This is a genomic window from Citrobacter sp. Res13-Sevr-PEB04-36 (assembly GCF_015672735.1).
In the GTDB taxonomy this organism is placed as follows: domain Bacteria; phylum Pseudomonadota; class Gammaproteobacteria; order Enterobacterales; family Enterobacteriaceae; genus Citrobacter.
Genome location: NZ_JADABY010000065.1, coordinates 1 through 12055, shown reverse-complemented (window position 1 = coordinate 12055; position 12055 = coordinate 1). Strand labels below are relative to the sequence as shown.

Genomic DNA, 12055 nt, shown 5'->3' with positions numbered 1-12055 from the left:
ACATGAGTAAGTGACTGGGGTGAACGAACGCAGCCAACGAACCTGCGGCTTGAAGTATGAAGATTAAATTACATCATGCCGCCCATTCCACCCATGCCGCCCATACCGCCAGCAGCACCTAAGTCAGCGGAATCACCTTTCGGCAGGTCGGTTACCATGCACTCGGTGGTGATCATCAGACCCGCTACAGAAGCTGCGTACTGCAGAGCAGAACGAGTTACTTTAGTCGGATCCAGGATACCCATGTCGATCATGTTGCCGTATTCTTCAGTTGCAGCGTTGTAACCGTAGTTACCGTCACCTGCTTTCACGGTGTTAGCCACAACAGACGGTTCTTCGCCGCAGTTCAGAACGATCTGACGCAGCGGGGATTCCATTGCGCGCAGCGCAACTTTGATACCCACGTTCTGGTCTTCGTTCTGACCACGCAGTTCGCTCAGTTTGGAAGCTACGCGGATCAGCGCAACACCACCACCAGCAACCACGCCTTCTTCTACCGCAGCACGGGTCGCGTGCAGGGCATCTTCAACGCGTGCTTTCTTCTCTTTCATTTCAACTTCGGTAGCAGCACCCACTTTGATGACTGCAACGCCGCCTGCCAGTTTCGCTACGCGCTCCTGCAGTTTTTCACGGTCGTAGTCGGAAGTTGCTTCTTCGATCTGCTGACGAATCTGGGTTACACGCCCCTGAATTGCCGCTTCTTCACCCACGCCATCGATGATGGTGGTGGTGTCTTTATTGATCACAACGCGTTTTGCCTGGCCCAGATCTTCCAGAGTCGCTTTTTCCAGCTCCATACCGATCTCTTCAGAGATAACGGTACCACCGGTCAACGTCGCGATATCCTGCAGCATAGCTTTACGGCGGTCGCCGAAGCCAGGAGCTTTAACCGCAGCTACTTTCACGATGCCACGCATGGTGTTAACAACCAGGGTAGCCAGCGCTTCACCTTCAACATCTTCAGCGATGATCAGCAGCGGTTTGCCTGCTTTCGCAACGGCTTCCAGAACCGGCAGCATTTCACGGATGTTGGAGATTTTCTTATCAGCCAGCAGGATGAACGGCGTTTCCAGTTCTACTGCGCCTGTTTCCGGCTTGTTGATGAAGTAAGGAGACAGGTAACCACGGTCAAACTGCATACCTTCAACCACGTCCAGTTCGTCCTGCAGACCGGTACCGTCTTCAACGGTGATCACGCCTTCTTTACCGACTTTGTCCATCGCTTCAGCGATCAGTTTACCTACGGTTTCGTCGGAGTTAGCGGAGATGGTACCAACCTGAGCAATCGCTTTAGAGTCGGAGCACGGCACGGACAGTGTTTTCAGTTCTTCAACCGCAGCAGCGACAGCTTTGTCGATACCACGTTTCAGATCCATCGGGTTCATGCCCGCAGCAACAGCTTTCAGGCCTTCAGTGATGATGGACTGAGCCAGTACGGTTGCAGTGGTGGTGCCGTCGCCTGCTGCGTCGTTCGCTTTAGAGGCAACTTCTTTCACCATCTGCGCGCCCATGTTTTCGAACTTGTCTTCCAGTTCGATTTCACGTGCTACAGAAACACCATCTTTAGTGATGGCTGGGGCACCGAATGATTTATCCAGAACCACGTTACGGCCTTTCGGACCGAGGGTAACTTTCACTGCGTCTGCCAGTACGTTCACGCCGCGCAGCATTTTCACACGAGCGTCGTTACCGAATTTTACGTCTTTAGCTGCCATTTTCTCTTTCCCTTAAATTCGTATGTTCAGTGTCGTTCGCGGATTAAGCTTCAACAATCGCCAGGATGTCGCTTTCTGACATGATCAACACTTCTTCATTGTCGATCTTCTCAGATTTAACACCGTAGCCATCGTTGAAAATGACGATGTCACCAACTTTTACGTCCAGCGGCTGTACGGTACCGTTGTCCAGGATGCGACCCTTACCGACAGCGATGATTTCGCCACGAGTTGATTTACCCGCTGCAGAACCGGTCAGTACGATGCCGCCAGCAGATTTAGATTCAACTTCTTTACGTTTGACGATCACACGATCATGTAACGGACGAATACTCATTGATAGCTCTCCTTTGAGAAAGTCTTTATCAGTTATGGGTGGCGCCGGTCCGAGAACGGTTTTCCGGCTAGTGACCAGAGAGATGGGGATGGGGTTTTCTCCCTTCAAGGGGGTAAGCGAAAAAAATTTTTTATCAGGAGAAAATCCCGTCAAAACACCGACACACCTCACATTTCATAACGATTTCAGCCGCGTCGTCATAAGCAAATCCGATTGTGATACCATCGAAAATCTGCGCTGTAGCCTATTTAACGGGCATAACCGGATAACAATTTATGAGTGGACTGAAGCAAGAGCTGGGGCTGGCTCAGGGCATTGGCCTGTTATCGACATCATTATTAGGAACGGGCGTTTTTGCCATCCCCGCACTGGCCGCGCTAGTGGCGGGTAACAATAGCCTGTGGGCATGGCCGGTCCTCATCGTTTTAGTCTTTCCCGTGGCGATTGTTTTTGCCGTTCTTGGTCGCCATTTCCCCAGCGCAGGCGGCGTAGCGCATTTTGTCGGCATGGCTTTTGGGCCCCGACTGGAGCGCGTTACCGGCTGGTTGTTCTTATCGGTGATTCCCGTCGGACTGCCTGCGGCATTACACATTGCCGCCGGGTTCGGTCAGGCCATGTTTGGCTGGCATGGCTGGCAGCTTTTGCTGGCGGAACTCGGTACACTGGCATTGGTTTGGTATGTGGGTTCCCGCGGTGCCAGCTCTAGTGCAAATCTGCAAACAGTCATCGCCGGGCTGATCGTTGCCCTTATTGTTGCCATCTGGTGGGCGGGTGAGCTAAAACCAGGTGAGATCCCCTTCCCTGCCGTTACTGATATTGAACTGCCAGGATTATTCGCAGCACTGTCGGTGATGTTCTGGTGTTTCGTCGGCCTTGAAGCATTCGCACACCTGGCTTCTGAGTTCAAAAATCCGGAACGAGACTTCCCGCGCGCGCTGATGATTGGCCTGCTGTTAGCCGGTTCCGTCTACTGGGCGTGTACGGTCGTGGTACTCCATTTTGGTGCCTATGGCGAACAGATAGCGGCGGCAGCGTCTCTGCCCGAAATTGTCGTCCAGCTGTTTGGCGTACAAGCATTGTGGATCGCCTGCATCATTGGTTATCTGGCCTGCTTTGCCAGCCTGAACATTTATATTCAAAGTTTCTCCCGTCTGGTGTGGTCGCAGGCGCAATATAAGCCAGAGAGTTATCTGGCTCGCCTGTCACCTCGCCATCTTCCGCGCAATGCCTTGAATACGGTGTTAGGTTGCTGCGTGGTCAGCACATTGTGTATCTATATACTGCAAATCAACCTCGATGCATTAATCATCTATGCCAACGGCATCTTTATTATGATTTACCTGCTGTGCATGCTGGCAGGGTATCGACTTCTGAAAGGGCATTATCGCACGCTGGCAGTGATTGGCTGCCTATTGTGCCTGTTGTTGCTGGCAATGGTCGGCTGGAAGAGTCTGTACGCACTGATGATGCTGGCAGGACTGTGGCTGTTTTTGCCCCGGAGGCCAGATAAGGCAATTATGCCGCCACCCGCCAATTAGTGTACCGTCGCCGGATGACACCGCTCACGCGGCTTATCCGGCATAAGAGGTCATTAATTCCGGCTGTCGTCGTCTTTATGATCAAGGCGGTTACGTTCATCGTCTTTACGCTGAAATTCACCGTCAAAGGTATCGCCCCCACCAGTTCCGGCACTAAAGCCGCCACCCGGCATACGGGAAAAACGCAGGTGCGGCAGCAGTTTCATGGTTAGATGCTTCTGCACCGGTGGTAATAAAAGAAGAAGGCCGAGGAAATCGGTGAAGAAACCCGGCAGCACAAGTAGCAACCCAGCAATAATCAACGACACGCTCTTGATCATTTCTGCAGCCGGACTTTCACCCGCCGCCATTTTTTGTTGCATCAGTAAAAAGTTCTTAAACCCTTGGTTACGAACCAGAGACATACCGATAACCGAGGTAAAAATAACCAAAATTAGGGTCATCAGGACACCCATTACATGGGCAACCTGGATAAAAATAGATATCTCTATGTAAACATAGAGAAAAATGGCAAGCAATGGTATCCAGCGCAAAGGATTCTCCTGTTAATAACAGCCGTTTCGCCACGTCTGTCCGAATAATTGTGCGACTCGCATCGGAAAGAGGTGGGGGTGGTTAGCAAAATTTCAAGCTGCTTCTACACTTATTTTTAGTATTAATCCTAAAGGGGTGATCTATTTCACAGAATAATAAATAAGGGGTAAATTCGACGTTTTAAGTGATCCAGATTACGGTAGAAATCCTGAACCAGCATATGATCTCGGGTATCAGACCGATGCAGGGGATAATCGTCGGTCGAGAAACAATCGAAATCACATATATCCTGTGTGTTTAGTCAAAAATCATTGGCAGCTTGAAAAAGAAGGTTCACATGTTAAACAACATTCGTATCGAAGAAGACTTGTTGGGTACCAGGGAAGTTCCTGCGGACGCTTACTATGGTGTTCATACTCTGAGAGCGATTGAAAACTTCTACATTAGCAACAACAAAATCAGTGATATCCCTGAATTTGTTCGCGGTATGGTAATGGTGAAAAAGGCAGCGGCCCTGGCCAACAAAGAGCTGCAAACCATTCCTAAGAGCGTGGCAAATGCCATTATCGCAGCGTGTGATGAAGTCCTGAATAACGGAAAATGCATGGATCAGTTCCCGGTAGATGTTTACCAGGGTGGTGCGGGTACCTCCGTCAACATGAACACCAACGAAGTGCTGGCCAATATCGGACTGGAACTGATGGGTCACCAAAAAGGTGAATATCAGTACCTGAACCCGAACGACCACGTGAACAAATGTCAGTCCACCAACGACGCTTACCCGACCGGCTTCCGTATCGCAGTTTACGCATCCATCATCAAACTGATTGATGCTCTGAACCAGCTGCGTGAAGGCTTCGAACAAAAAGCCGTTGAATTCCAGGACATCCTGAAAATGGGTCGTACCCAGTTGCAGGATGCTGTACCGATGACTCTCGGTCAGGAATTCCGTGCTTTCAGCGTCCTGTTGAAAGAAGAAGTGAAAAACATTAGCCGTACTGCTGAGCTGCTGCTGGAAGTTAACCTCGGCGCAACTGCAATCGGTACTGGTCTGAACACCCCGAAAGAGTACTCTCCGCTGGCTGTACAGAAACTGGCTGAAGTAACTGGTTTTGCCTGTGTTCCGGCTGAAGACCTGATTGAAGCGACCTCCGACTGCGGTGCATACGTTATGGTGCACAGCGCACTGAAACGTCTGGCTGTTAAGATGTCCAAAATCTGTAACGACCTGCGTTTGCTCTCCTCTGGTCCACGTGCCGGCCTGAACGAGATCAACCTGCCGGAACTGCAGGCTGGTTCTTCTATCATGCCAGCAAAAGTAAACCCGGTTATCCCGGAAGTCGTCAACCAGGTGTGCTTTAAAGTCATCGGTAACGACATCACCGTCACCATGGCGTCAGAAGCAGGTCAGCTGCAGCTGAACGTAATGGAACCGGTTATTGGTCAGGCAATGTTTGAATCCATCCATATTCTGAGCAATGCTTGCTACAACCTGCTGGAAAAATGCGTTAACGGCATCACCGCTAACAAAGAAGTGTGTGAAGCATTCGTTTATAACTCCATCGGTATCGTAACTTACCTGAACCCGTTCATCGGCCACCACAACGGCGATATCGTCGGTAAAATCTGTGCCGAAACTGGTAAGAGCGTGCGTGAAGTTGTCCTCGAACGCGGTCTGTTGACCGAAGCTGAGCTGGACGATATCTTCTCTGCTCAGAACCTGATGCACCCTGCTTATAAAGCAAAACGTTATACTGATGAAAGCGAACAGTAATCGTGTAGGGTAGTACCAGAGAAGGCACGTCAGATGACGTGCCTTTTTTCTTGCACGAAGTTACTTAAAAACAACAATTTAATATCAACTTGTTAAACAACAAGGAAGGCTAATATGATAGTTTTAGAACTTATCATCGTTTTGCTGGCAATCTTTTTAGGTGCCAGACTTGGGGGTATCGGTATTGGATTTGCAGGTGGGCTGGGTGTTCTGGTTCTCGCCGCTATTGGCGTAAAACCGGGTAATATTCCGTTCGATGTTATTTCCATTATCATGGCAGTTATCGCTGCTATTTCTGCCATGCAGATTGCAGGTGGTCTGGACTATCTGGTTCACCAAACCGAAAAACTGCTGCGCAAAAACCCAAAATACATCACGATCCTTGCACCGATCGTTACCTATTTCCTGACTATCTTTGCAGGTACAGGCAACATCTCTCTGGCAACGTTGCCGGTTATCGCTGAAGTAGCGAAGGAACAAGGGATCAAACCTTGCCGTCCGCTGTCTACTGCGGTGGTTTCTGCACAGATTGCGATTACTGCATCGCCAATCTCCGCAGCTGTGGTGTATATGTCTTCTGTCATGGAAGGTCATGGCATCAGCTACATCCACCTGCTGTCCGTGGTCATTCCGTCCACTCTGCTGGCGGTACTGGTGATGTCCTTCCTGGTCACTATGCTGTTCAACTCCAAACTGTCTGACGATCCGATTTACCGTAAACGTCTGGAAGAGGGATTGGTCGAACTGCGCGGTGAAAGACAAGTTGAAATCAAAGCGGGCGCAAAAACTTCCGTATGGTTGTTCCTGCTGGGTGTGGTGTGCGTGGTAGCTTACGCTATCATCAACAGCCCAAGTCTCGGCCTGGTTGCTAAACCGCTGATGAACACCACCAACGCCATCCTGATCATCATGCTGAGCATCGCGACGCTGACCACGATCATCTGCCGCGTTGAAACAGACGCCATCCTGAACTCCAGCACTTTCAAAGCCGGTATGAGCGCCTGTATTTGTATCCTGGGCGTTGCATGGCTGGGTGATACTTTCGTCTCTCACAACATTGACTGGATCAAAGACACTGCTGGTAGCGTCATTCAGGGCCATCCATGGCTGCTGGCCGTCATCTTCTTCTTTGCTTCTGCACTGCTGTACTCTCAGGCCGCAACCGCAAAAGCTCTGATGCCGATGGCTCTGGCATTGAACGTTTCTCCGCTGACCGCTGTAGCCTCTTTCGCTGCCGTTTCTGGTCTGTTCATTCTGCCAACCTACCCAACACTGGTTGCGGCGGTTCAGATGGATGACACCGGAACAACCCGCATCGGTAAATTCGTCTTTAACCATCCGTTCTTCATCCCGGGTACGCTGGGTGTGGTACTGGCTGTTTGCTTCGGCTTCATGCTGGGCAGTTTCATGCTGTAAGTTTTACCTGCAGGGTGCTTACGCGCCCTGCAGCTCCTCCCCCCGCCTCGCTTTGACTAACATCCTTCTTCTGTCCGTTGTATAGTGACCCCTCTCTTGCTGGTTACTCTGTTCTTTCGAGGTGTTTATGCTTGATGTAAAGGATCAGAATATCTCCATCCCCGATACCGTAGTGGTGCTCTGTACCGCTCCGGATGAAGCAACCGCTCAGGATCTGGCCGCTAAAGTGCTGGCGGAAAAACTGGCTGCCTGCGTCACACTGCTGCCTGGCGCAACCTCCCTCTATTACTGGGAAGGCAAGCTGGAGCAGGAATATGAAGTCCAGATGATCTTAAAGACCGCAGTTTCACACCAGCAAGCACTTCTCGATTGCCTGAAGTCACATCACCCGTATCAAACACCTGAACTTCTGGTTTTACCCGTCACCCACGGAGATTTTAATTACCGCTCATGGCTCAACGCATCCTTACGCTGATCCTGCTGCTCTGCAGCACATCGACTTTTGCTGGCTTATTTGACGCGCCTGGACGCTCGCAGTTTGTCCCTGCCGACCAGGCATTTGTATTTGATTTCCAGCAAAACCAACACGATTTGAACCTCTCCTGGCAGGTTAAAGACGGCTACTATCTTTATCGTAAACAGATAAGCATAACCCCATCTCAGGCCGAGACTGCTGAGGTGAAATTGCCGCCAGGGGTCTGGCATGAAGATGAGTTTTACGGCAAAAGTGAAATTTATCGTCAGCAGTTGACTATCCCTGTTACCGTCAAGCAGGCTGCCGCGGGTGCGACGCTAACGGTCACCTACCAGGGGTGCGCCGACGCCGGATTTTGCTATCCACCAGAAACGAAAACGGTGCCATTAAGTGAAGTGTCTGCCGATACCCGAGCGACGCCTGCGCCAGTGCCTGCCAGAAATGCTCAGCAAGAGATACCGCAGCCCACAGCCCAACTTCCTTTCTCGGCGCTGTGGGCATTGCTGATCGGAATAGGCATCGCATTTACGCCTTGCGTATTGCCGATGTATCCGCTGATTTCCGGCATCGTGCTGGGTGGCAAACAACGCTTATCAACCGGGCGAGCACTGCTGCTGACGTTTATCTACGTCCAGGGAATGGCGCTCACCTATACCGCACTAGGTTTGGTTGTTGCCGCGGCCGGATTACAATTCCAGGCGGCGCTGCAGCATCCTTATGTCCTGGTGGGTCTTGCTCTCGTCTTTACGCTGCTGGCCTTATCGATGTTTGGCCTGTTCACGCTACAGCTGCCTTCATCACTGCAAACACGCCTCACGTTAATGAGTAACCGTCAGCAAGGCGGCTCTCCCGGCAGCGTGTTTGCAATGGGCGCGATTGCCGGTCTGATCTGTTCTCCTTGTACCACTGCCCCACTGAGTGCAATTCTGCTGTATATCGCCCAGAGCGGAAACATGTGGCTGGGTGGCGGCACGCTGTATCTGTACGCGCTGGGAATGGGACTACCCCTGATGCTGATTACCGTATTCGGCAACCGCCTGCTGCCTAAAAGCGGCCCATGGATGGAACATGTCAAAACCGCGTTTGGTTTTGTCATCCTTGCGCTTCCCGTATTTTTACTGGAGCGCATCATCGGCGACGAATGGGGAGTGCGCCTGTGGTCGCTGCTCGGCGTTGCGTTCTTTAGCTGGGCCTTCATTACCAGTCTGCAAGCCAAGCGCACATGGATGCGCATTGTGCAAATAGCCCTGCTCGCCGCCGCACTGGTGAGCGTACGGCCATTACAGGACTGGGCATTCGGTGCGCCGCATGCTCAACCCCAGACACACCTTAACTTCACGTCGGTGGCTTCGGTGGATGAGCTAAATCAGGCGCTGGCACAAGCTAAAGGCAAGCCCGTGATGTTGGATCTGTATGCCGACTGGTGCGTGGCATGTAAGGAATTTGACAAGTATACATTCAGCAATCCACAGGTTCAGCAAGCGCTAGGCGACACGGTGCTTTTGCAGGCGGATGTGACCGCAAACAATGCCCAGGATGTTGCTCTGCTGAAACATCTTCAGGTTTTAGGTTTGCCGACTATTTTGTTCTTTGACGCTGAGGGGAAAGAGCACCCGGATGCCCGGGTAACGGGCTTTATGGATGCCGCGACCTTCAGCGCACATTTGCGCGATCGCCAACCGTGAGCGACACTTGCAACAGGAAATACGGAGGAGAATACCGTGCAACGTGAAGATGTCCTGGGAGAAGCCCTGAAATTACTTGAGGTTCAAGGGATAGCCAATACCACGCTGGAAATGGTGGCCGAGCGTATCGATTATCCTCTGGATGAACTGCAGCGCTTTTGGCCCGATAAAGAGGCCATTCTGTACGATGCCCTGCGTTACCTCAGCCAGCGGGTGGATATCTGGCGGCGTCAGCTTTTACTGGATGACACCTTGAGCGTCGAGCAGAAATTACTGGCGCGCTACACCGCGCTGTCCGAATGCGTGAGCAATAATCGCTATCCAGGCTGCCTGTTCATCGCCGCCTGTACGTTTTACCCCGATCCCGGGCACCCGATCCATCAGTTAGCCGATCAGCAAAAAAAGGCGGCACATAATTTTACTCATGAGCTGCTGACCACGCTGGAAGTTGACGACCCGGCAATGGTCGCCAGGCAGATGGAACTGGTGCTGGAAGGCTGCCTGAGCCGCATGCTGGTGAATCGTAGCCATGCTGATGTCGAAACGGCACACCGCCTGGCTGAAGATATCCTGCGCTTTGCTCAGTGCCGTATGGGCGGGGCGCTGACCTAAGCGAACATACCCGCCCATGCGGAGATGAGTAGACATAGCGCCATCAGCCGTTGAAAACGCACCATCGCTATGGTGGTGCGAAACACCCTGTTCACCGCCTTGCCCAACCATGCCCAGCACAACAAACACGTCACAGATATCAGCAAGAACCAAAGTGACATTAGTGCAACATCCCGCAGCGTATGCTCACCCGTCGGGGCAAACAGGCTCACCACCGCCAGCGCCATCATCCACGTTTTGGGGTTTATAATCTGCAGCAGTGCCGCCGCATGTGCCGTAAAGCGATTGTGAGCGCTCGTGGAGAGGTTTGCCGCTGGGGCTATGAATAACTGCCAGCTCATCCAGCTAAGCCATAACATGCCCGCCCAGCTCATTATCTGACGTATAAGCGGATACTGGCGCAGCACTTCACCAGCGCCCGCCCCCGAGATCAACACAATCGCACTGGCGGCGAGGCATCCCCCAAGAATGGCAGGGATAGTATTCTTCACGCCATAGTGTTGGCTGTTGGTCAGGACAAGAATATTGGTCGGCCCCGGTGTAATAGAGGCAACAAAAGCAAACAGCAGGTACGGCATGATATTCACAGAAGGACTCCTTGTATAAGAGCCATGACTGTGCCGTTATTTTCTGGAACCGTCTGGAAGGTTTGTGCACAACCGACGGTAATGGGCCGGTGTTATCCGATACGCACGCTGGAACCAGCGTCCGAGATGGCTTTGATCGGCAAAACCTAGCGTTGTCGCCACATTGACAGGCTGCTCTCCACGCGCCAGTAGCTGACGCGCTTTGGCCAGCCGCAGCTGAATTAACCACGCATGCGGGGCAAGGTGGAACTCACGCTTAAAACACCGGGTCAGAGTAAAACGATCGGTGCCTGTTTCCCGCGCCAAATCGGTCAAGCCAACGTTATCGCCGATATGAGCATAAAGATAATCACGTGCGCGGTGCGCCACCGCGGCACTCTGCACCTGAGACGGCAATCTCTTACGCCAATGGCAGTGTGAGGTGATTTGTGCGAGCAGATTATCCATCATACTTTGCTGCACGATCTTCATCTCATCATTATGCAGCATAGAAAACGTATCCCCGATAGCACGGACCAGTTGCGCTTCGCGCGTAAGAGTCCGCGCAAAGTGCAGAGAATAGCTACCGGGGGTAGATTCATACAACCCCTGCAAGGTATTGGTAAGCCATTGCTCGTCGAGATAAAATGTTAGATAGGTAAAACCGCCTTCAACAGGCGCGTCACCATCGTGAATTTCACCGGGCTCCAGTAGAAAGGCGTCACCCGGACGACTGCAATGACGCTCGCGACGGCAATGAAATTGCTGAGCGCCTGAAAGCGTGATTCCCACCAGATAGCTATCGTGCCAGTGTGGATCAAAAGCATGGCCTTCAAAATGCGCCTTAATAGTTTCAATACCCGTATCTGCATGCTGACGCAGCTCAAGCCAGTCATTCGCCATACCATCTCCTTTTCGCTGTCAGCATTACCTACTCAAGCACCTCAGTCTGGAAGATTTGTGCAAAATCGATGGGCAAACCGACAGATTGCCGCAAAGTTAAGCAGTTGAACAGCTTTTCCAGAAATAAGGTTGACGGTTACGCGCGATTACGGTTTAATGCGCTCCGTTGCCCGGATAGCTCAGTCGGTAGAGCAGGGGATTGAAAATCCCCGTGTCCTTGGTTCGATTCCGAGTCCGGGCACCACTATTTAAAGAAACCAGCCTTATGGCTGGTTTTTTGCTTTTGAGCGTTCCTGACAGATCGCTGCTCATATGCTTCAGACGTCACCGCCTCACCCCTGCTCCGCTTTGCATCTTTTCACTTAAAAAACACGCTAATTCCATTGAAATAAACCACGCAACCAGCGGTTTTTCAGTTCAAATTTCCGTTTCTTTGATGTTTTCAAGGTAAAAAAAGGAATGCAAAAAACCCCGCACCTTTCGATACAAGGTTCTGCTTA

The 12055-nt window shown here is 51.6% G+C and carries 11 protein-coding genes and 1 tRNA gene; 7 read left to right on the top strand and 5 right to left on the bottom strand.

Annotated features, from left to right (window positions below; translation table 11 throughout):
* Positions 1 to 68: 68 nt before the first annotated feature.
* Both groL and IMQ48_RS18360 read right to left on the bottom strand, forming a co-directional pair.
* On the bottom strand, positions 69 to 1715 hold the full coding sequence (gene groL / locus IMQ48_RS18365; RefSeq protein ID WP_196210152.1) for a chaperonin GroEL: 1647 nt from the start codon (positions 1713 to 1715) through the stop codon (positions 69 to 71).
* A gap of 43 nt (positions 1716 to 1758) precedes the next feature.
* On the bottom strand, positions 1759 to 2052 hold the full coding sequence (locus tag IMQ48_RS18360; protein WP_000027827.1) for a co-chaperone GroES: 294 nt from the start codon (positions 2050 to 2052) through the stop codon (positions 1759 to 1761).
* Between the two features lie 275 nt (positions 2053 to 2327).
* On the opposite strand from IMQ48_RS18360, the gene yjeH reads away from it, so the two are divergent.
* Complete coding sequence (gene yjeH, locus IMQ48_RS18355) at positions 2328 to 3590, top strand: L-methionine/branched-chain amino acid transporter (protein WP_196210151.1); 1263 nt, start codon at positions 2328 to 2330, stop codon at positions 3588 to 3590.
* Between the two features lie 53 nt (positions 3591 to 3643).
* Here yjeH and IMQ48_RS18350 read toward each other — a convergent pair whose 3' ends face one another.
* Entirely contained in the window at positions 3644 to 4123 is a 480-nt protein-coding gene (locus tag IMQ48_RS18350) for an FxsA family protein (RefSeq protein WP_196210150.1), read from the bottom strand.
* Positions 4124 to 4461: 338 nt separating this feature from the next.
* On the opposite strand from IMQ48_RS18350, the gene aspA reads away from it, so the two are divergent.
* From aspA to IMQ48_RS18325, 5 genes are all read left to right on the top strand, one after another.
* Complete coding sequence (aspA, locus tag IMQ48_RS18345; RefSeq protein ID WP_196210149.1) at positions 4462 to 5898, top strand: aspartate ammonia-lyase; 1437 nt, start codon at positions 4462 to 4464, stop codon at positions 5896 to 5898.
* A 114-nt stretch (positions 5899 to 6012) separates the two neighbouring features.
* Complete coding sequence (dcuA, locus tag IMQ48_RS18340; RefSeq protein ID WP_196210148.1) at positions 6013 to 7314, top strand: anaerobic C4-dicarboxylate transporter DcuA; 1302 nt, start codon at positions 6013 to 6015, stop codon at positions 7312 to 7314.
* Positions 7315 to 7441: 127 nt separating this feature from the next.
* Positions 7442 to 7789: a divalent cation tolerance protein CutA gene (cutA, locus tag IMQ48_RS18335; RefSeq protein WP_196210147.1), complete on the top strand. Its 348-nt coding sequence runs from the start codon at positions 7442 to 7444 to the stop codon at positions 7787 to 7789.
* The gene (locus IMQ48_RS18330; protein WP_196210146.1) at positions 7765 to 9474 is read left to right on the top strand and encodes a protein-disulfide reductase DsbD; all 1710 of its coding nucleotides are present in this window, start codon (positions 7765 to 7767) and stop codon (positions 9472 to 9474) included. The genes cutA and IMQ48_RS18330 overlap by 25 nt, the downstream gene beginning before the upstream one ends.
* 36 nt (positions 9475 to 9510) lie before the next feature.
* A complete protein-coding gene (locus tag IMQ48_RS18325) occupies positions 9511 to 10086 on the top strand; it encodes a transcriptional regulator (protein ID WP_196210145.1) in 576 nt (191 codons plus the stop codon).
* Here the strand turns inward: IMQ48_RS18325 and IMQ48_RS18320 are convergent.
* Both IMQ48_RS18320 and IMQ48_RS18315 read right to left on the bottom strand, forming a co-directional pair.
* The gene (locus IMQ48_RS18320) at positions 10083 to 10673 is read right to left on the bottom strand and encodes a LysE family translocator (RefSeq protein ID WP_196210144.1); all 591 of its coding nucleotides are present in this window, start codon (positions 10671 to 10673) and stop codon (positions 10083 to 10085) included. The two genes, IMQ48_RS18325 and IMQ48_RS18320, sit on opposite strands and share 4 nt — an antisense overlap.
* Before the next feature lie 36 nt (positions 10674 to 10709).
* Positions 10710 to 11555: an AraC family transcriptional regulator gene (locus tag IMQ48_RS18315; protein WP_196210143.1), complete on the bottom strand. Its 846-nt coding sequence runs from the start codon at positions 11553 to 11555 to the stop codon at positions 10710 to 10712.
* A 168-nt stretch (positions 11556 to 11723) separates the two neighbouring features.
* Between IMQ48_RS18315 and IMQ48_RS18310 the strand changes: the two genes are divergently transcribed.
* Positions 11724 to 11799: transfer RNA gene (locus tag IMQ48_RS18310), tRNA-Phe, on the top strand.
* Positions 11800 to 12055: the final 256 nt, after the last annotated feature.

What these genes read in the sequence shown, in the direction of transcription:
- IMQ48_RS18330 (WP_196210146.1), top strand. Translation starts at nt 7,765, where the DNA reads ATGGCTCAACGCATCCTTACGCTGATCCTGCTGCTCTGCAGCACATCG.
- dcuA (WP_196210148.1), top strand. Translation starts at nt 6,013, where the DNA reads ATGATAGTTTTAGAACTTATCATCGTTTTGCTGGCAATCTTTTTAGGT.
- cutA (WP_196210147.1), top strand. Translation starts at nt 7,442, where the DNA reads ATGCTTGATGTAAAGGATCAGAATATCTCCATCCCCGATACCGTAGTG.
- aspA (WP_196210149.1), top strand. Translation starts at nt 4,462, where the DNA reads ATGTTAAACAACATTCGTATCGAAGAAGACTTGTTGGGTACCAGGGAA.
- groL (WP_196210152.1), bottom strand. Translation starts at nt 1,715, where the DNA reads ATGGCAGCTAAAGACGTAAAATTCGGTAACGACGCTCGTGTGAAAATG.
- IMQ48_RS18315 (WP_196210143.1), bottom strand. Translation starts at nt 11,555, where the DNA reads ATGGCGAATGACTGGCTTGAGCTGCGTCAGCATGCAGATACGGGTATT.
- IMQ48_RS18360 (WP_000027827.1), bottom strand. Translation starts at nt 2,052, where the DNA reads ATGAGTATTCGTCCGTTACATGATCGTGTGATCGTCAAACGTAAAGAA.
- yjeH (WP_196210151.1), top strand. Translation starts at nt 2,328, where the DNA reads ATGAGTGGACTGAAGCAAGAGCTGGGGCTGGCTCAGGGCATTGGCCTG.